We start from the raw sequence: 18,451 nt of genomic DNA, 5'->3' as shown, positions 1-18,451 counted from the left end.
ATGGCGCTGTTCATCTACCAGGCCCGCACCGCGCAAGGGGAGCTGCAGAAAGGCCGTTCCGAGGGTGCCACCTCGGCCGAGGTGGCCGACCACCTGCTCGCGGCCGGCCTGATTCCGCTCGACATTCGCGCCCTGCCGCAGCAGGCCGACCTCAGCCTCGGCGCCGTGCTCGGCGTGAACCGGGCGCGATCGGTCGGCCTCGTGGAACTGCAACTGTTCTCGCGCCAGTTGCACACGCTGCTGCGCGCGGGTGTGCCGGCGCTGCGCGCGCTGCGCAGCCTCGGCGAGTCGAGCGTCAACCCGACATTCGCGGACGTGCTGCGCGACGTCACGGACAGCCTCGGCCAGGGCCGCGAGCTGTCGGTCAGCCTGGCCCGACACCCGAAGATCTTCGACGGCTTTTACCTCGCGATGATCCGCGTCGGCGAGGCAACCGGCCGCCTCGATGAGGTGCTGGACCGCCTGGCCGTGCACCTGGAATTCGAACGGCGCTCGCGCGAGAAGGTCAAGGCAGCGGTGCGCTACCCGATCTTCGTCATCGTGGCGCTGCTGGTGGCGGTCGGCGTGATCAACCTGTTCGTGATTCCGGCCTTCGCCAAGGTCTACGCCGGCATGCAGGCCGACCTGCCGCTGATGACGCGCATCCTGATCGGCATGTCCGACTTCACGCGCAACAACTTCACTCTGCTGCTGGTCGGCGGCGCGGCGGCGGCGCTCGGCGTGCGGGCCTGGATGCGCAGTCCGTCCGGTAGCTACGCCTGGGACCGCCAGAAGCTGCGCCTGCCGATCGTCGGCAAGATTCTGCGCAAGGCTTCACTGGCGCGCTTTGCGCGCAGTTTCTCGCTCGCCATGCGTTCCGGGCTGCCCATCCTGCAGGTGCTGTCGGTGGTGTCGGCGGTGGCCGGCAACCGCTACTACGCCGACAAGATCGCCAGCATGCGAGACGGCACCGAGCGCGGCGAGCCACTGCTGCGCACGGCTACCCTGACCGGCATCTTCACGCCGGTGGTGCTGCAAATGCTTGCCGTCGGCGAGGAAACGGCGGAACTCGACGACCTGATGCAGGAAGTCGCCGTCATGTACGAACAGGAGGTCGAGTACGAGATCTCCACCCTGTCGCAGCAGATCGAGCCGATTCTGATCGTCGCCCTCGGCGCCATGGTGCTGGTGCTGGCGCTCGGCGTATTCCTGCCGATCTGGGATCTTGGCTCCAAGACTTTCGGCCACTGAGAAGCCCGGCCCCTCGCCACGCGGACCCCGGCGTGCAGCCCAGGTGGCAATCCTGACACACCCCCTCAAGGCCTTGCGCTACGCGCCGATACATTGCTTGCGCCAGCGCCTCCCCAAGCGCAGTGCGCAAGTAACGCCGTTGGAGTCACCGATGAACAAACGCCAAATTGCCGGCCTCTCGCACCAGAGCGGTTTCACGATGATCGAACTGATCGTGGTCATCGTCATCCTGGGCATTCTTTCCGCCGTGGCGCTGCCGCGCTTCACCAATCTTCAGCGCGACGCGCGGATTGCCAAATTGAACGCGGCGCGTGGCGCCGTGCAGGCGGCAGCCGCGATGATCCACGGCGCGGCCCTCACCCGAGGCGGCGTGGCGGATCCGGCCGCCTGCCCGGCGAATTTTGGCGTGGGCCCCGCCACCGCCAACAACACCACCAACGTGTGCACGGAATCCGGGCGCGTGCAGATCGTGAACGGCTACCCAACGGCCAACCTGAACGGCATCGCCAGCGCGGCGGGCTTGACGTCGGTCTTCCCGGCCACCGCTGCGGCACTCACGGCGGAGCAGATGTCCACCACCGGTGGTGGTGCGGCCGCCGGTTCGGTGCTGACCGTCCGCGTCAACGGCGGCACTGCACCCGCCACCTGCTCGTTCACGTACACCGCCCCGGCCGCCAACGCCGCCGCACTGGTCAGCGCCGTCACTACCACCGGTTGCTGACCCGGCAGGCTGCGGCGCGAGCCTGATTCGGCAACGCCATGGACCGCGGCTACACCCTGGCCGAACTGGTCGCGGTCCTCACGCTCGCCGGCATCCTCGCCGCCGTGGCCATGCCGCGCATGATCAATCGGGACGCGTTCAACACCCGGGGCGGCGCGGCAGAGGTCCGCGCGGCCCTGCGCTACGCACAGCGGGTGGCGATGGCGAAGAACCATGAGGTCTGCGTGGCTATCGCGCCGACGAGTGTGGCCTTGAACGTAAACCCAACCCCAACCCCGGGCGCCGCCTGCACAACGCCGGTCAGCCGCCCTGGGGCGGGCAACGCCTACGTCGTTACCCTGCCGGGCGGCGTGGGACTCGTGCCCGCGCTCGGCTTCCGGTTCGACGCCCTGGGCCGACCGGTACCCAACACGACCCTGAACCTCACCGTGGGCGGCACCGTGCCGATCGTCATCAGCCGCGAAACCGGCCGTGTGCAGTGAGCGTTCACAGCGCGGCGTGACGCTGATCGAACTGCTGGTGTTCATCGTGATCGTCGGCATCGCGGCCAGCACCATCGTGTCCGTGATGGGCAACCTCGGCCGCCAGTCGGCGGCCATCCTGCCCAACAAGCAGGCGCAGGCGATCGCGGCCGGCCTGATGGACGAGATCATGGCGCAGCCGTTCACCTTCTGCGATCCGAACGACCCCGCCGCCGCCACGGCGACCAGCGCCGCCGCCTGCGCGGCTCTGCCCGAAACCCTGGGCCCGGAGCCGGGCGAGACGCGCGGTGGCGCGTTGCCGTTCGACAACGTCAACGACTATGCCGGCTTTGGGCCGGCGCCCATCGCCTTTCCGGATGCCAGCGCGGTGGCCAACCTGCCAGGCTACGCCGCCCAGGTGACGGTGCAGGCAGCCGGTGCCATTGCCGGCGTGCCGGCCGCCGACACGCTGCTGGTGATGATCACCGTGACGCCCGCGAACACAGCGCCGGTGCGCCTGCGGGCGGTGCGGATCCGTCACGCGCCAACCACATGACTGCCGCCCGCCGCGCCACGCAGGGATTCACCCTGATCGAGCTGGTGGTCGTCATCACCGTGCTCGGCGTGCTCGCGGGCGCCTCGGCCGGCTTCCTGCGCGGCCCCATCACCAGCTACTTCGAGGCCGAGCGGCGCACCGACCTCGCCGCGGCGGGCGACCTGACCCTGGCCAAGCTGCGCCAGGACATCGCCCGCGCGGTGCCGAACAGCGCGCGCGTCATCAACGCCGGCGGGCGCTTCTGGCTGGAAGTCCTGCCCGTGCGCAGCCAGGGCCGGTACCGCGCCGCGGGCGCCGGTAACGTGCTGAGCTTCGGCGTGCCGGACACCGGCTTCGACGTGCTGGGCCCACCCGTACAGACGCAGGCCGGGGACTGGGTCGTCGTCAACAACCACCTGCCCGCGGCTGACGTCTGGGGCGGCACGAGCCGCGCCGCCTACACCGGCCCGCCGGGCCTCGCGGCCACCCTCCAGCACGCCGCCCACGTGTTTGCGGCGGATGCACCGGACCGGCACTTTCAGATCGCCACCAGCCCCGTCAGCTACGCCTGCGATCCGACCACCGGCACCCTGCGACGCTACAGCAACTACGGCAACCCGGGCGCGGCGCAGCCGACGGCGTTTGGCCCGGGCGCCCAGAACGACCTGGTGGCGACCGGCATCCAGCGCTGCCGGGCGGCCGAGTTCGTCGGTACACGGCGCCGGGCGCAGACAGTCGCCGTGGAGATCGGCTTTTTCGCCAACGGCGACCGGTTGACCCTCGCCGACACCATCCAGGTGGAAACCCCGCCATGAACCGGCCCCAAGCCCAGGGCGGCTTCGCGCTGATCGCCGCCATCGTCCTGATTACCGTGCTCGCGGCGCTGGCGGCGTGGGTGACATCGATGGTCAGCGCCCAGGCCGCGGGAGGCCTGCTGGAGCGCTCCGGCCGCGTGGTCGAGCTGGCGGCGCAGACCGGCCTCGAATGGGGCGCGCACCGTGTGCTGCGCAGTACACCCGCACCCGTATGCCCGGCGGCGACGGTGCTGCCCGCCCTGGCGGCCTACCCCGGCGTGCGCATCACCGTCACCTGCACGGCGTCGCCCACAACGGAGCCGTCCCTACCCGGACCGGGCACCATCACGGTGTACGCGATTACTGCCACCGCCACCGTGGGCGGTACTGCGGCCGGCCCTGATTACACGGAGCGAACACGCAGCGGCCTGTTCAGCCGCTGACCGCCGCGGTGCGCGGCTGCTGTATCGGTATACTCCGCGGCGTTTTTTTGGCAGGAGCTGCCGCACGCACGTGTTTTCCTGGCGCAGGACAAAACCAGTCGCCGGCCGCCTGGCCTTGCAAGTCGGCGGCTCACTGTCGCATGCCGAACTGACCTGGCATGACGGCCGGCCGTCCCTGAATGCGTGTGCCGACCACGTCGGCGAGGGCGGGTCAGTCAAGGCCTGGTCACGTTTCGCCCAGGCACCGGTACCCGTCAGCCTGGTGTTGGGGCCGGGCGAGTATCAGTTGCTGCCGATCGATGCGCCGCCGGTACCCCCGCAGGAGCTGACACTCGCCGTGCGGTGGCGAATCAAGGATCTCATCGAGGTGCCGCTTGACGACGTCACAGTCGATGTCATTCGGCTCGGCACCGGCAGCGCCGCCGTCGGCAACAAGCTCCTCGCCGTGGTGGCTCACAACGACGTGCTGCGGCGCTACCTGACGCTGGCCGAGCAGGCCGGCGTTGCGGTGGACGCGATCGACATCCCGGAGCTGGCCCAGCGCAACCTCGCGGCGCTGCTCGAAACGCCCGACCGGCCGCTGGCATTGCTGTCGCTGACCGCGCGCGGTGGATTGCTCACGGTGACGCGCAATGGCGAGCTGTGTTTTCACCGCCGCGTACAGTTCAATCAGGAAGGCCTGACCGGTCGGGACGGCGCCGACATCGAAGCGGCGCTTCAGGGGCTCGCGCTCGAACTGCAGCGCAGCCTCGATTACATCGACCGGCATCACAACGCCTGGCGGCTCGACCGCATCGTGCTTGCGCCGCCACCGGCCATGACCCACTTGCCCGACGCGTTGCGACAGCACCTCTATCTGCCGCTCGAAGTGGCCGATCTCGGCCCTGCGTTCGGCGGCGCGCTACCGGAACCGAACACGCTGTCCGCTTGCTGGTTTGCGCTCGGCGGGGCGCTGCGGCGCGAGTCGGTGGACCTGTGAGCATGCAGCAGATCAACCTGCTGAGCCCGCAGTTGCTGACGCCGCGGGTGCGCTTTTCGAGCCGCAATTTCATCCTTCTGCTGGGTGGCCTGCTGGCGCTCGGCCTGGTCGCCTACGCTTCGGTGGCGTGGCAGACCCACGCGCTGCGGGGTCAGATGCAAGCGGCGCAGACGGCGCGTGATGAAGTGCAAACGGCGCTCGACGCGCTCAACGAGCCCACCCCGGAGGGCCTGACGCCGGCTGATCAGCGCGCGCAGGCACTGGCCGCACTCAAGGCGCGGCTGGCCGACGTGCAGGCATTGCGCGACGCGCTCGGCGGCGGGCCGCAGGCGGTTGGGTTTTCCCCCCAGCTGCGGGCGCTCGCGGTGCAGGGACTGCCGGGCGTCTGGCTCACCGGCATCGAGTTCCGGCGCGATGGTTTCCGGCTCGACGGCCGCGCCCTTGAGGCGACAAGAATCCCCGACTACCTGGTCCTGCTGTCCAGCCGGCCAGCCTTGCATGGGCTCTCGATGACCGGCGTCAGCATCACCAAGTCGACCGACGAAGCCGAGGTCGACAAGCCGCTGCCGGGCGTTGCATTCACCATCAACCCAAGCGCGGGTCCGGCTCCGTGAGTCCGCTCCAGCAGCAATGGCAGGCGCTGTCGATGCGTATCGACAACCTGACGTTTCGTGAACGCCTGCTGGTATTCGGCGCCGTGGCGACCGTTCTGCTCGCCGTCCTGTACGTGGGCCTGATCGAGCCTTCGCTCAAGCAGCAGGAACTCATGCGCCAGACCGTCAGCGAGCTCAACGCCGAACTCGACCCGCTGCGCGAGCAGTTGGCGCAGGCCGAAAACGCCAACCAGGCCGGCCAGGACAGCGAGATGGCGCAAACCGCAGACGCCATCGCGGCGGTGGAGAAAGACATCGAAGCCCTGCAAAGGCGCATGCTCGGCCCCGGCGAGGCGACGGCCTTACTCAGGGCGCTCCTCGCCCAGCAGGCGCAACTGACCTTGCTGGAGCTGTTCACCGACGCCGCGAAACCCGCCGTGCCTGCCCCGCTGACCGATCCGGCCGGGCCGGCCGGGCCGACCGCGCCGCCGCACGCGGAGACATTCTTCAAACACGGCATCACGCTGCGCGTGGCGGGCAGCTATGCGGACCTCACGGCCTATCTTGGGCAGCTCGAACGAGTCGCCTGGACGGTGCGCTGGGAATCGGTGCGCCTCGATGCAACACACCACCCCCGCATCGAACTCACGCTGAAACTCGACAGCATCAGCCGGACGCCGGAATGGTCAGAGCTATAGCGCTCGGCGCCCTCATGGCCGGCGTGCTGCTGGGCGCACCCGCGGGGGCATTCGACCCGACCGCCCCGCCAGCACCGGCTGCCACCGCGCAGGCGGGTAGCGTTGGCGCGGCGGCGCAGCTCGCCTGGGTCCGCGTGGACGGCCTGCGATCGGTGGCGTGGTACGACGGCACCGTGGCGCGTCTTGGCGACACCGTCAGCGGCGGGCGTCTGGCGGCCATCCACGAGGACCACATTGTCCTTGTCGGCTCTTCGGGCACGCGCCGGGTTTATCTGCTCGACCCGCGCATGCGCGCACAACCATCGACAACCGCACGCTAGATGCGCCGGCAATCAGGGAGACCGTGGATGTACAAACGACTCGTCTTGGCGTCGGTGTTTCTGTCCGGGTGCGCCACGCCGTTCGGCGAGCGCGGCAAGCATGCCGTCAACGATGCGATGAAAGCGCCGCCCACGCCGCCCGCCGTCGCCGCGCCGGCGCCTGCGCCGACACCGACACCGGCCAGGCCCGCCATCCCGCAGCACCGCTTCAGCCTGACGGTCAACAACGCCCCGGCAGCCGAGGTGTTCATGGGCATCGTCACCGGCACGCCGTACAGCATGCTGGTGCACCCGGACGTTACCGGCACGCTGACGCTGAACCTCAAGAACGTCACCCTGCCGGAGGCGATGGAGGCGATCCGCGCGCTCTACGGATACGAGTACGAGGTGCACGGCACGCGCGTCATCGTGCCCTCGCCGGCCGAGCAGACGCGCATCTACCAGCTCAACTCGCTGGCCATGCAGCGCCTGGGCACGTCCGATATACGCGTGGTGTCCGGCTCGATCAGCATGACCGGCGGCGGCAGCCAGAACGACGACCCCGGCGCCTCGCGCTCGCTCGAAACCAGCAGCATCAAGACCTTGACCGACTCGCGCTACTGGAAGGAGATCAAGTCCGCGCTGACCGCCATCGTCGGCGAGCGCGGCACCGTGGTGGTGAGCCCGCAGTCGGGCACCGTGGTGGTCAAGGCGACTCCCGCCAACCTGCACACGGTCGAGAAGTTCCTGAGCCAGACCGAACTGATCGGCGCCCGTCAGGTGATGCTGGAAGCCAAGATTCTGGAAGTGAGCCTGAGCGACAGTTTCCAGTCCGGCATCAACTGGGCCACGCTGCAAAGCGACGGCAAGCTCGGCTTCGGCGTGAACGGCCTGAACCCGGACGGCAGCACGCTGGTGAACCCCCTCGGCAGCGTCGACCAGATGCTCACCGGCGCGGTGCCTGGGGCGGAGGGGGCCGTGTTCGGCCTGGCCTTCAACGACGGCAACTTCGGCGCCATCATCAACCTGATGAAAAGCCAGGGCACCGTGCACGTGCTGTCCAGCCCGCGCATCGCCGCCACCAACAACCAGAAAGCCGTGCTCAAGGTGGGCCGCGACGATTTCTTCGTGACCGAAGTCACCGGCGGCACCGTGGCCACGCTCGGCACGCCGGCCACGCCGCCCAACGTGGTGGTGCAGCCGTTCTTCTCCGGCATCGCGCTCGACGTGACGCCGCAGATCGACGACCACGACACCATCACCCTGCATGTACGCCCGTCGGTGAGCCTGGTGCGCGAGAACCGCAAGGAAATCGAGCTCGGCGACCTCGGCAGCTTCGTCCTGCCGCTGGCCTCCAGCAGCATCTCGGAAACCGACAGCGTGGTGCGCCTCAAGGACGGCCAGGTGGTCGCCATCGGCGGCCTGATGAGCCAGACCTACGACGACAGCAAGAACCGCCTGCCGCTGCTGGGCGACATCCCGGTGCTTGGGCAACTGTTCGGCAACACCAGCCAGGGCAGCGCCAAGCGCGAGCTGGTGGTGCTGATCAAGACCACGTTGATCCGCGACCCGCACGACTGGAACCCGGACCTCGAAGCCACCCAGCGACGGTTTCAGGACTACGACTTCCCGCCGCCGGGCCTGCATCCTTGACAGGCCGTTGAACAAGGGCTGGCCTGCCCTTGTTCAGATCGACTCGTCGCGGCACAGGGCCAATCGGCCCGGCATGCCGTCCTACTCGCCGCCCGCCTGCGCCAGCAGCGCCAGCAACGCCGCCTCGTCGAGCGTCGCGATGCCGAGCTCGGCCGCCTTGTCGGCCTTGCTGCCGGCGTTCTCGCCCACCGCCACGAAGTCGGTCTTCTTCGACACGCTGCCGGCCACCTTGGCGCCCAGATGTTGCAGGGCCTCGGTGAGCACATCGCGCGACTGCGAGAACGTGCCGGTGATGACGAAGGTCTTGCCGGCGAGCGGCTGCGCGCCCGGGCGCGCTTGGGCCGCCGGCCAGTGCACGCCGGCCGCGCGCAGGCGCTCGATCACCTCGCGGTTGTGCGCCTGCCCGAAGAAGCCGTGGATGCTCTGCGCCACCACCGGCCCCACGTCCGGCACCGCGGTGAGCGCCTCGACGTCGGCCGCGAGCAACGGGGCGAGATCGCCGTAGTGCGCCGCGAGCGCCGCCGCCGTGGCCTCGCCGACGTGGCGGATGCCGAGCGCGTAGATGAACCGCGCGAGCGTGGTCTGCTTGCTGGCCGCGATGGCGGCGGCGAGGTTGGAGGCCGATTTCTCGGCCATGCGTTCGAGGCTGGCCAGCGTCGCCGCGTCGAGGGCGTAAATATCGGCCACGCTGCGCACCAGGCAGCGGTCCACCAGTTGCTCGATCAGCCTGTCGCCGAGCCCGTCGATGTCCATCGCCCGGCGGCCGGCGAAGTGCGCGATGGCGCCCTTCACCTGCGCCGGGCAAAAAAGGCCGCCGGTGCAGCGCGACGCCGCCTCGCCCGCCAGGCGCACGATGTCCGACCCGCACACCGGGCACTGCGCCGGCATCTGGAACGGCCGCGCGTCGGCCGGGCGGCGCTCCGGCACCACGCCGACGATCTCCGGGATCACGTCGCCGGCGCGGCGCACGATCACGCTGTCGCCGATGCGCACGTCCTTGCGGCGCAGCTCGTCCTCGTTGTGCAGCGTGGCGTTGGTGACCGTGACGCCACCGACGAACACCGGCGCCAGGCGCGCCACTGGCGTCACCGCGCCGGTGCGGCCGATCTGCACCTCGATGTTGTCGAGCACGGTCACGGCCTCCTCGGCCGGGAACTTGTGCGCCAGCGCCCAGCGCGGCTCGCGCGACTTGAAGCCGAGCTGCTGCTGCAGCGCGCGCGCGTTGACCTTGTAGACCACCCCGTCGATGTCGAACGCCAGCGCCGCGCGCAGCGCCGCGATGCGCTGGTGGAACGCGATCAGCCCGTCCGCGCCGCGCACCACGCGCCGCTCGCCGTTCACCGGCACGCCGGCCGCGGCGAGCGCGTCCAGCAGCCCCGCATGCGTGTCCGGCAGCGGCCAGCCGCGCACCTCGCCCACGCCGTAGGCATAGAAGCTCAGCGGCCGCGCGGCGGCAATGCGCGCATCGAGCTGGCGCACGGCACCGGCGGCGGCGTTGCGCGGGTTCACGAAGGCTTTCTGCCCGGCGGCGAGCTGCTGTTGATTCAGCCGCTCGAAGGCGTCGCGCCGCATGTACACCTCGCCGCGCACGTCGACGAGTTCGGCGGCCACGCCGCGCAGGCGCAGCGGAACCTGGCCCACGGTGCGGATGGTGTGCGTCACGTCCTCGCCGGTTTCGCCATCGCCGCGCGTGGCCGCCTGCACCAGCAGGCCGCGCTCGTAGCGCAGGTTGATGGCGAGGCCGTCGAACTTCAGCTCGGCCGCGTACTCGACCGGCGGGTCGTCATCACTCAGTTCCAGCGCCCGGCGGACCCGCGCATCGAAGCGCTGCGCGGCGCCCTCGCCGGTGTCGCGCTCGGTCTCAATGGACAGCATCGGCACCGCGTGGCGGACCGGTTTCAACTGCGCAAGCGGCGCGCCCAGCACGCGCTGCGTGGGCGAATCCGCCCGCACCAGCGCGGGGAACGCCTCCTCCAGCGCCTGCAATTCCTGGAACAGCCGGTCGTACTCGGCGTCCGGGATGCTCGGCGCATCCAGCACGTAGTAGCGGTGGGCGTGCGCCTCGATGTCGCGCCGCAGCGCCTCGATGCGCGCGCTGGCCTTGGCCTGGTCCATGCCGTCGCCCGCCTGCTAGACGCCCGGCTTCTTCAGCCGGTCGATGAATTCCTGCTGCGTGTTGCTACGCGGGAAGGGCGCCTGCGGCACCGGCACGCCGAGAAACGCGCACAGCGGCGCCCAGCCGTCCTTCACGTCGTACTCCAGCAGGCGCGCGGGCTCGATCGCCGCCCGCACGGCGGCGTTGTGCGCGTCGTAGATCGACAGCACGTGCGCCTTGTCCTCGACCCGCCCGAACGTGCCGTGCAGGATCAGCTCGCGCGGCATCACCAGCTGCGCGTAGTGCGGGTCATCCGGCGGCGGCAACGGCCGGCGCTGCGCCGGGAAGATGGTGCTGCTGATGCTCTCGTACCACGCGTCGCGGTCGCGCACGGTGAGGATCACCCGCGCGGCCGGGTAATGCGCCGCAAGCTGGCGCCAGAAATGCGCGGGCGGCCAGTCCACGGCCGACGCGAAACCGCGCAGCAGGTCATCCCAGTCGGCGCCGCCGTCGCGAAACGCGTCCCGCCAGCGCTGCGCGTGGCCGGGGTGCGAGAACACATCGTTCATGTGGTAGCACGGGCCGAAGCCGAGCTGTTCCAGCGCGAGTTTCAGCGACAGTGTGCCGGTGCGGCCGAAGCCGGCACCGATGAGGGATAGCGTCATGGCGGGTGAGGGCGGTGGGGTTACTGGGCAGGGCGCGCATTGTGGCCCGGTTGGCGAGCCGTGGCTCCCGCGCGGCGCGCGGTCCGGATGACGATAACCGGGCTATGCTCGCCGGGCCCGCGTGTCACGGGCGCCCCCACACGGAGAATCCCCCATGAAGGTTGTGGCCCTCGTATACCCCGGCATGACGGCGCTGGATCTGGTCGGCCCGGTGCAGGCGTGGAGTTTTCTGCCCGGATTCGACATCCAGTACGTCTGGCGCACACCCGGCGCCGTTCGGTCCGACTGCGGCCTGAGTGTGGTCGCCACGCACGGCTTCGCCGACGCCTGGTCCGATCCCGACGTGCTGGTGACCGGCGGCGGCGGCAAGCCCACGCTGGACCTGCTGGGCGACGCCGAACTGGCGGCGTTTCTGGCCGACCGCGGCGCGCGCGCCCGGTGGGTGTGCAGCGTGTGCACCGGCGCGCTGTTGCTGGGCGCCGCCGGTCTGCTCAAGGGCTATCGGGCGGCGACGCACTGGAGCGCGCGCGATGCGCTGCCGGGCTTCGGCGCCGAAGCCAGTGACGATCGCATCTGCATCGACCGCAACCGCCTGACCGGCGGCGGCATTACCGCCGGCGTGGACTTCGGCATCGCCGTGGCCGGCCACTGGATGGGCGCCGAGACCGGCAAGGTGCTGGAGCTGGTCATGGAATACGCGCCGCAACCGCCCTACGGCACCGGCCGGCCGGATCTGGCCGACCCGCAGACCCTGGAGCGCGCGCAGGCCGCGCTCGCCGCCATGATGGCCGCCTGATCGCCCCGGCGCCGCCGCTCACGCGAGCAGCCGTTGCAGCCGTGCGATGGCGTCCGCGATGCGCTCGGCCGAGGTGGTGTAGGCAAAGCGCAGGTGGCTGCGCGCCGTGTGGCGGCCAAAGTCGAGGCCGGGCGTGGCGGCAATGCCGGCCTCGTCCAGCAGGCGCAGCGAGAAATCGAAGCTGTCCGCCGCGAAGCGCTCGCAGCCGGCGTAGATGTAGAACGCGCCCTGCGGCGTGACCGGGATGTCGAAACCCAGCTCGCGCAGCGCCGGCAGCAGCAGATCGCGCCGGGCGCGGAATTCGTCCCGCCGCGCGTCGAGCAGCGCGAGCGTGCCGGGCTCGAACGCCGCCAGCGCCGCGTACTGGGCCGGCGTCGGCGGCGAGATGAACAGGTTCTGCGCCAGCTTTTCCACGCTGCGCAGCAGCGCGTCCGGCACCACCAGCCAGCCCAGACGCCAGCCGGTCATGCCGAAGTACTTGGAAAAGCTGTTCACCACCACGGCGTCGGCATCACACGCCAGCGCCGTGCAGGTGTCCGCGCCGTAGATGAGGCCGTGGTAGATCTCGTCGGCGATCAGCGCCACGCCGCGCGCGCGCAGCAGCGCGGCGATCCGGGCGAGTTCCGCGCGGTCGATGACGGCGCCGGTCGGGTTGGCCGGCGAGGCCAGCAGCACGGCCCGCGTGCGGGGTGTGAGCGCCGCCTCGATCTGCACGGCGGTCGGCTGCCAGTTGCTGTCCGGGCCGACCGGCAAGTCCACCGGCACGGCGCCCGCAAGTTGCACGAAATGCCGGTTGCACGGGTAGCCGGGATCGGTGAGCAGTACCTCGTCGCCCGGCCCGACCAGCGCCCAAAGCGCCATTTGCAGCGCGCCCGAGGCGCCGACCGTGACGACGACCCGCCGCGGGTCCACCGCCACGCCGTGGCGCGTGCGGTAGAAGTCCGCGATCGCCTCGCGCAGCGCCGGCAGGCCGAGCGCCAGCGTGTAGTGCGTGTGGCCGTCGCGCAGCGCGCGGATGCCGGCCTCGACGATGGGTTCGGCGGTCGAGAAATCCGGCTCGCCGACTTCCATGTGCACGATGTCGCGCCCGGCGGCCGCGGCGGCCTGGGCGCGGCCCATGACTTCCATGACGTGAAATGGGGCGATGTCCGCCATGCGGTCGGCGGGTCGGAAGCGGTCAGTCATGCGGTGGCGGGGTTGGCGGCGGGGACCGCCGCAGTCTAGTCGAAGCGCTGCCGAGCGCCGCTGGCGCGCGGCGTGACGCCCTCTCCCCCGCCCCTCTCCCGCTTGCGGGAGAGGGGAGAAAACACGGCTGCCGCAAGCGATACCCCTCTCGCACGTGTGGCAGGGCGCAATACGCGCGATCGGGCCGGACTCTTCCCCTCTCCCACGCGTGGGAGAGGGTGGCCGAAGGCCGGGAGAGGGCGCGGACACCAAACCGGCCGGATCACTAAAATGCGCGTCATGCCCGCCGCCACCGCATCCCTCGCCGACACCCTCGACGCGCTCCTGCCGCAGACGCAGTGCGCACGCTGCGGCTACGCCGCCTGCCAGCCGTACGCGCAGGCGCTGGCCGCCGGCGAGTGCGACATCAACCGCTGCCCGCCGGGCGGGGACGCGGTCATCGCCGCGCTGGCGGCGGTGCTCGGCCGGCCGATGCGGGCGCTCGATCCGGCCTGCGGCGCCCCGCCGCCGTCGCAGCGGGCGTGGATCGATCCGGACGTCTGCATCGGCTGCACCAAGTGCATCCAGGCCTGCCCGGTGGACGCCATCGTCGGCGCCGCCAAGCGCCTGCACGGCGTGATCGCGGCCGAGTGCAACGGTTGCGGCCTGTGCGTGGCGCCGTGTCCGGTGGACTGCATCCACCTGCTGGCACAGCCGGAGCCGACCGGCGCCGAGCGCACCACCCGCGCGGCCGTGAACCGCCGCCGCTACGAGGCGCGCCAGCGGCGCCTCGCGGCGGAGCACGAGGCGCCGCCGCGCGCGCCTGCGACCGTGTCGCCCGGCCAGTCGCCCGACGTGCAGACCGCGCTCGCCCGGGCGCGCGCACTGCTGGCGGCGCGCGGCGCATGAACGCGACAAAGCGCCGGCAGATTTACGAGCGCCTGCGCGCGGCGATGCCGGCGCCGACCACCGAACTGCACTACAGCTCGCCGTTCGAGCTGCTGGTGGCGGTGATCCTGTCCGCGCAGGCCACCGACAAGAGCGTGAACCTCGCCACCGCCACGTTATTTCCGGTCGCGAACACGCCCGCCGCCGTGCTGGCGCTGGGCGTGGACGGCCTCAAGCGGCACATCCGCCACATCGGCCTGTTCAACAGCAAGGCCGAGAACGTGATCAAGGCCTGCCGGATTCTGGTCGACCAGTACGGCGGCGAGGTCCCGCGCGAGCGCAAGGCGCTGGAGGCACTGCCCGGCGTCGGGCGCAAGACCGCCAACGTGGTGCTGAACACGGCCTTCGGCGAGCCGACCATCGCCGTCGACACGCACATCTTTCGCGTCGCCAACCGCACCGGGCTCGCGCCGGGCAAGACGGTGCGGCAGGTGGAGGATCGTCTGCTGAAGGTCACCGAGCCCGAATTCCGCCACGACGCGCACCACTGGCTGATCCTGCACGGCCGCTACACGTGCACCGCACGCAAGCCGCGCTGCGGGCAGTGCCCGATCGCGGACCTGTGCGAGTGGCCGGACAAGGCCGCCGCCATCGCCGCGGCCAACACGAAGGCCGCCTGATGTTCGGGCAGGATCGCGACAGCCTGCGCCGCGCCTACGCCGAAGCCTGGCAGCGGCACCAGGACGGCCTGCCGCTGGACATGCAGCAGCAGCGCATCGCGAACGTGCTCACGCTGCACCCGGAGTACCAGGACTTCGTGCTGGCGCCGGACGCGGCGGCGCAGGAATTCGATGGTAGCGACGGGCGCACCAATCCGTACCTGCACATGGGCCTGCATCTGGCAGTGCGCGAACAGCTCGCGACGCGCCTGCCGCCGGAGGCCGTGCAGGCGCACGCGCGTCTTGCCAAACGTCTGGGGGACGCGCACGCCGCCGAGCACCGGCTGATCGACTGCCTGGCGCTCGAACTGTGGCAGGCGCAGCGCGCCGGCCGCGCGCCGGACATGGACGCTTACCGCGAGGCGCTGCGCGGGCTGTAGCGGTGCGTGTCAGGCCCGGCCTGGAGAACAGCCCGGGCGCCGAGTCACGGCATCAGCAGCAGCTTGCCCGTGGTGGCGCGGCTCGCGAGCAGTGTGTGCGCCAGCCCGGCCTCGGCCAGCGGCAGGCGGCGGTCGATGTGCAGACTGATGCGTCCGGCCGCCAGCCAGCCGAGCAGGTCGTGTGCCCGCGCGGCCAGTTCGTCGGCTTCGGCGATGTAGTCGAACAGGGTCGGCCGGGTCAGGAACAGCGAGCCCTTTTGCAGCAACAGCAGCGGGCTGATCGGCTCAACGGGGCCGCTCGACTGGCCGAACAACACCATGGTGCCGCGCCGGCGCAGCACGTCGAAGCCCTTCAGGAACGTGCTGGCGCCGACCGAGTCGTACACCGCGTGCACGCCCGCGCCGTCCGTCAGGCGCCGCGTCTCGGCCACGAAATCGTCAGTCGAGTACAGGATCACCTCGTCGGCGCCGCGCTCGCGCGCGATCTGCGCCTTGGCCTCGGTGGACACGGTGGCGATCACGCGCGCGCCACGCAGCTTCGCCATCTGCACCAGCATCTGCCCGGCGCCGCCGGCGGCGGCGTGGATGAGTACCGTGTCACCGGGCTGGATGGCATACACGCTGTGCGTGAGGCTGTGGGCGGTAAGCCCTTGCAACATGGCGGCGGCGGCGATGTCCAGCTCCAGCCCGTCCGGCACCGGCACCAGGCGGTCCTGCGGGATGCAGACCTGCTGCGCGTACGCGCCGCTGGCGTTCGGATACGCCACCCGATCGCCCGGCTTGAAGCGCGCAGCGCCAGGCCCGACGGCGTCCACCACGCCCGCGCCTTCGAGCCCCGGCACGAACGGCAGCGGCTGCGGATAGAAGCCGGTGCGGTGGTAGATGTCGATGAAGTTGACGCCGCAGGCGGCGTTGCGCACGCGCACCTCGCCGGCAGCCGGTTCGGGCAGCGGTCGCTCCACCAGGCGCAGGACTTCCGGCCCGCCCGGCGTGGCGACTTCGATGGCCTGCAGGGTGCTCATCGGCGGTTCAGGTCGTAGTACTCGCGGTTCGGTTCCATGCCGGTGGCGGCCGCCAGTCGATTGGTCATGTTGAAGAAGCCGGTGATCTCGGCCATGTCCCAGATGTCGCGCTCGCTGAAGCCCTGCTCGCGCAGCAGCTCGCGGTCGGTGTCGTCGATGGTCTCGGGCGCCTGCGTGAGGCGCTCGGCGAAGTCCAGCATGGCGCGCTGGCGGTCGGTGATTTTCGCGGCGCGGTAGTTCATGGCCAGCGTGTCGGCGAGCGGCGGGTCGCCGGTCAGCTTGCGCAGCGTGGCGCTGTGGCTCGCCAGGCAGTAGTGGCAACGGTTAAGCGACGACACCACCACGGCGATCATCTCGCGCTCGGCCTTGGTGAGACCGGACTCGCTCGCCATCAGGCCGTCGCGCATGGCGGTGAAGTTGGCGAGCCGGTCCGGCGCGTGCGCGTAGCCGCGCAGCACGTTCGGGACAAAGCCGAGCCGCTCCTTCGCCGTCTCGAACTGGGCCTTGAGTTCCGCCGGCGCGGGTTTCGGCTCCGGCAGATCGAGCGCCATGATCGTGTCCTTGGCCATCACTCCTCCGATTGCGCCCGCAGGGCGCGCTTGAAAACACGGGATTCCGGCGCCATCTTGTCGGCTGCTGCCCCACCCGATCAAGTGCCATGCGCCCGGCGCCGATTCTCGCCATCACGTTTGATCTCGACGATACGCTGTGGGCCATCGACCCCGTCATCGCGCGCGCCGAGCAATTGATGCACGCCTGGCTGGCCGAACACTACCCACGCCTGCCCGAGCGCTACTCGCCGGCCGACCTGCGCGCGCTGCGCGACGGCATCGTCCACGCGCGCCCGGAGCTTGCGCACGATCTCAGCGCCCTGCGCCGCGAATCGCTGGCGCAGGCGGCCGAGCACTGCGGCTATGGGCGGGACGCGGCCGACGGCGCCTTCGCCGTGATGTGGCAGGCGCGCAACGAGGTCGAGCTGTTCGCCGACGTGCTGCCGGTGCTGCACGCGCTCGCGCCGCGCTTCACGCTGGGCGCGCTCACCAACGGCAACGCCGACATCGCGCGCATTGGCCTCGACGGCCTGCTGCGGTTTTGCGTCACCGCGCGCGACACGGGCGTGGCCAAGCCGCACCCGGCGATCTTCGATGCCGCGAGCGCCGCTGCGGGCGTGCCGGCCGGGCAGGTGCTGCACGTGGGCGACGATCCCGCGCGCGACGTGCACGGCGCACGCGCGGCCGGCATGCGCACGGTGTGGGTCAACCGCGACGGCAAGGCATGGCCGGGCGGCGCCGCCGCGGACGCCGAGGTCAGCGACCTGCACGGCCTGTTCGCGCTGCTGGAACAGGGCGCGCTGTGAGCGCCCTGCGCGCCGGCCGCCGGTCCCTATAATCCGAGCCTCATCCTAAATTCCCAGCGAGTAAGCGCATGGCAGTCCGCAAGAAACGCATCTACAAGGTCATGTTCCACAGCCAGGGCAAGCTGTACGAATTGCACGCGACGGAAGTCAGTCAGGGCGGCATGTTCGGCTTTATCGAAGTCGGCGGTTTCGTGTTCGGCGAGAAAGGCGGACTGCTGATCGATCCGTCCGAGGAGCGCCTCAAGAGCGAGTTCGAGCACGTGAAGACGACGTTCATTCCGATGCACGCCGTGGTGCGCATCGACGAAGTGGACAAGGAAGGCGCAAACAAGATCAGCACACTGTCGGACGACGCCAAGGTGGCGTATCTGCCGTCGCCGATCTACACGCCCGGCGGGCGCGGCAAGGACTGATCCGCGCCTGCATGATCCACCCCGCCGGCGCGCTGACTGATCCGCGCCGCGGCACGCACAACATCCCGCGCACGCAAGATTCGACCACCGCGCGCGGCTTAATCGTCCTCGGTCTCCTTAAGCCGTTGCAGGGCGCGGCGCTCCCGCTTATCGGGCCGCCCCTTGCCGAGGTAGCCGCTGTGGCCGCTCAGGGCCCGCTCGGCCCGCAACGTCTCGCGCGCCGCCAGACTCGCCGCCCTTTCCTCGTACAGTGCCGGCACGTCTTGCGCCGACACGCGCTGCGCTGCATAGCCCCTGACAACCACCGTCATCGCCTCGCCGCCACGCAGCAGGCTGACCTCATCGCCCACCCGCAGCAGACGGGCGGGCTTCGCCGGCAAGCCGTTGACGCGCACCTTGCCACCAGTGACCGATTCGGTCGCCAGCGTGCGGGTGCGGCACAGCCGGCTCACCCACAGCCACTTGTCGACGCGCTGCGCCGCATCGGCGCCGGCCCGCTCGCTCACCGGCCAGCACCGTTCACGCGCGCCCGCCGACTGACACAAA

Annotated in this window: 23 protein-coding genes; 17 read left to right on the top strand and 6 right to left on the bottom strand. The window is 70.5% G+C overall.

Annotated elements, in window-relative coordinates:
• From AB7F93_RS04195 to AB7F93_RS04145, 11 genes are all read left to right on the top strand, one after another.
• Positions 1 to 1,230, top strand: a complete 1,230-nt coding sequence (locus AB7F93_RS04195) for a type II secretion system F family protein (RefSeq protein ID WP_428301632.1) — start codon at positions 1 to 3, stop codon at positions 1,228 to 1,230.
• Between the two features lie 73 nt (positions 1,231 to 1,303).
• A complete protein-coding gene (locus AB7F93_RS04190) occupies positions 1,304 to 1,951 on the top strand; it encodes a type II secretion system protein (protein ID WP_428301631.1) in 648 nt (215 codons plus the stop codon).
• A gap of 38 nt (positions 1,952 to 1,989) precedes the next feature.
• Positions 1,990 to 2,433, top strand: coding sequence for a pilus assembly FimT family protein (locus AB7F93_RS04185; protein WP_428301630.1), 444 nt, complete (start codon positions 1,990 to 1,992; stop codon positions 2,431 to 2,433).
• A complete protein-coding gene (locus tag AB7F93_RS04180; RefSeq protein ID WP_428301629.1) occupies positions 2,423 to 2,968 on the top strand; it encodes a type IV pilus modification PilV family protein in 546 nt (181 codons plus the stop codon). Before AB7F93_RS04185 ends, AB7F93_RS04180 begins: the two co-directional genes overlap by 11 nt.
• The gene (locus AB7F93_RS04175; RefSeq protein WP_428301628.1) at positions 2,965 to 3,762 is read left to right on the top strand and encodes a PulJ/GspJ family protein; all 798 of its coding nucleotides are present in this window, start codon (positions 2,965 to 2,967) and stop codon (positions 3,760 to 3,762) included. The genes AB7F93_RS04180 and AB7F93_RS04175 overlap by 4 nt, the downstream gene beginning before the upstream one ends.
• On the top strand, positions 3,759 to 4,184 hold the full coding sequence (locus AB7F93_RS04170; RefSeq protein ID WP_428301627.1) for a hypothetical protein: 426 nt from the start codon (positions 3,759 to 3,761) through the stop codon (positions 4,182 to 4,184). Before AB7F93_RS04175 ends, AB7F93_RS04170 begins: the two co-directional genes overlap by 4 nt.
• 70 nt (positions 4,185 to 4,254) lie before the next feature.
• Entirely contained in the window at positions 4,255 to 5,163 is a 909-nt protein-coding gene (pilM, locus tag AB7F93_RS04165; protein ID WP_428301626.1) for a type IV pilus biogenesis protein PilM, read from the top strand.
• A gap of 2 nt (positions 5,164 to 5,165) precedes the next feature.
• On the top strand, positions 5,166 to 5,777 hold the full coding sequence (locus AB7F93_RS04160) for a PilN domain-containing protein (protein WP_428301625.1): 612 nt from the start codon (positions 5,166 to 5,168) through the stop codon (positions 5,775 to 5,777).
• The gene (gene gspM / locus AB7F93_RS04155; RefSeq protein ID WP_428301624.1) at positions 5,774 to 6,454 is read left to right on the top strand and encodes a type II secretion system protein GspM; all 681 of its coding nucleotides are present in this window, start codon (positions 5,774 to 5,776) and stop codon (positions 6,452 to 6,454) included. The genes AB7F93_RS04160 and gspM overlap by 4 nt, the downstream gene beginning before the upstream one ends.
• Entirely contained in the window at positions 6,439 to 6,774 is a 336-nt protein-coding gene (locus tag AB7F93_RS04150; RefSeq protein ID WP_428301623.1) for a hypothetical protein, read from the top strand. The genes gspM and AB7F93_RS04150 overlap by 16 nt, the downstream gene beginning before the upstream one ends.
• 27 nt (positions 6,775 to 6,801) lie before the next feature.
• Positions 6,802 to 8,406 (top strand): secretin N-terminal domain-containing protein, encoded by a 1,605-nt coding sequence (locus AB7F93_RS04145; protein ID WP_428301622.1) that lies wholly within the window; start codon positions 6,802 to 6,804, stop codon positions 8,404 to 8,406.
• 81 nt (positions 8,407 to 8,487) lie between these two features.
• Here AB7F93_RS04145 and ligA read toward each other — a convergent pair whose 3' ends face one another.
• Together ligA and AB7F93_RS04135 are read right to left on the bottom strand one after the other, a co-directional pair.
• A complete protein-coding gene (gene ligA, locus AB7F93_RS04140) occupies positions 8,488 to 10,521 on the bottom strand; it encodes an NAD-dependent DNA ligase LigA (RefSeq protein ID WP_428301621.1) in 2,034 nt (677 codons plus the stop codon).
• 15 nt (positions 10,522 to 10,536) lie between these two features.
• Positions 10,537 to 11,166 carry a sulfotransferase family protein gene (locus AB7F93_RS04135; protein ID WP_428301620.1) on the bottom strand — a complete coding sequence of 210 codons (630 nt, stop codon included), beginning with the start codon at positions 11,164 to 11,166 and terminating at the stop codon, positions 10,537 to 10,539.
• A 154-nt stretch (positions 11,167 to 11,320) separates the two neighbouring features.
• Between AB7F93_RS04135 and AB7F93_RS04130 the strand changes: the two genes are divergently transcribed.
• A complete protein-coding gene (locus AB7F93_RS04130; protein WP_428301619.1) occupies positions 11,321 to 11,962 on the top strand; it encodes a DJ-1/PfpI family protein in 642 nt (213 codons plus the stop codon).
• A gap of 18 nt (positions 11,963 to 11,980) precedes the next feature.
• On the opposite strand, the gene AB7F93_RS04125 is transcribed toward AB7F93_RS04130, so the two are convergent.
• Complete coding sequence (locus tag AB7F93_RS04125) at positions 11,981 to 13,147, bottom strand: pyridoxal phosphate-dependent aminotransferase (protein ID WP_428301618.1); 1,167 nt, start codon at positions 13,145 to 13,147, stop codon at positions 11,981 to 11,983.
• Between the two features lie 279 nt (positions 13,148 to 13,426).
• Here AB7F93_RS04125 and AB7F93_RS04120 point away from each other — a divergent pair, with 279 nt between their 5' ends.
• From AB7F93_RS04120 to AB7F93_RS04110, 3 genes are read left to right on the top strand one after another with little or no spacing between them, the layout of a single operon-like run.
• Entirely contained in the window at positions 13,427 to 14,035 is a 609-nt protein-coding gene (locus tag AB7F93_RS04120; RefSeq protein WP_428301617.1) for an RnfABCDGE type electron transport complex subunit B, read from the top strand.
• Positions 14,032 to 14,694 (top strand): endonuclease III, encoded by a 663-nt coding sequence (nth, locus tag AB7F93_RS04115; protein WP_428301616.1) that lies wholly within the window; start codon positions 14,032 to 14,034, stop codon positions 14,692 to 14,694. The genes AB7F93_RS04120 and nth overlap by 4 nt, the downstream gene beginning before the upstream one ends.
• A complete protein-coding gene (locus tag AB7F93_RS04110) occupies positions 14,694 to 15,113 on the top strand; it encodes a DUF1841 family protein (RefSeq protein WP_428301615.1) in 420 nt (139 codons plus the stop codon). The genes nth and AB7F93_RS04110 overlap by 1 nt, the downstream gene beginning before the upstream one ends.
• Before the next feature lie 44 nt (positions 15,114 to 15,157).
• Here AB7F93_RS04110 and AB7F93_RS04105 read toward each other — a convergent pair whose 3' ends face one another.
• Together AB7F93_RS04105 and AB7F93_RS04100 are read right to left on the bottom strand one after the other, a co-directional pair.
• Positions 15,158 to 16,126 (bottom strand): quinone oxidoreductase family protein, encoded by a 969-nt coding sequence (locus AB7F93_RS04105; RefSeq protein WP_428301662.1) that lies wholly within the window; start codon positions 16,124 to 16,126, stop codon positions 15,158 to 15,160.
• Between the two features lie 5 nt (positions 16,127 to 16,131).
• Positions 16,132 to 16,704 carry a peroxidase-related enzyme gene (locus AB7F93_RS04100; protein WP_428301614.1) on the bottom strand — a complete coding sequence of 191 codons (573 nt, stop codon included), beginning with the start codon at positions 16,702 to 16,704 and terminating at the stop codon, positions 16,132 to 16,134.
• An 89-nt stretch (positions 16,705 to 16,793) separates the two neighbouring features.
• On the opposite strand from AB7F93_RS04100, the gene AB7F93_RS04095 reads away from it, so the two are divergent.
• Together AB7F93_RS04095 and AB7F93_RS04090 are read left to right on the top strand one after the other, a co-directional pair.
• On the top strand, positions 16,794 to 17,492 hold the full coding sequence (locus tag AB7F93_RS04095) for an HAD family hydrolase (RefSeq protein WP_428301613.1): 699 nt from the start codon (positions 16,794 to 16,796) through the stop codon (positions 17,490 to 17,492).
• A gap of 68 nt (positions 17,493 to 17,560) precedes the next feature.
• Positions 17,561 to 17,905 (top strand): DUF1820 family protein, encoded by a 345-nt coding sequence (locus AB7F93_RS04090; RefSeq protein ID WP_428301612.1) that lies wholly within the window; start codon positions 17,561 to 17,563, stop codon positions 17,903 to 17,905.
• 98 nt (positions 17,906 to 18,003) lie between these two features.
• Here AB7F93_RS04090 and AB7F93_RS04085 read toward each other — a convergent pair whose 3' ends face one another.
• Positions 18,004 to 18,411 (bottom strand): RNA-binding S4 domain-containing protein, encoded by a 408-nt coding sequence (locus AB7F93_RS04085; RefSeq protein WP_428301611.1) that lies wholly within the window; start codon positions 18,409 to 18,411, stop codon positions 18,004 to 18,006.
• Positions 18,412 to 18,451: the final 40 nt, after the last annotated feature.

The sequence above is a fragment of the Immundisolibacter sp. genome, from assembly GCF_050250495.1.
Lineage (GTDB): Bacteria > Pseudomonadota > Gammaproteobacteria > Immundisolibacterales > Immundisolibacteraceae > Immundisolibacter.
This window is presented reverse-complemented; position numbering and strand designations above follow the sequence as displayed.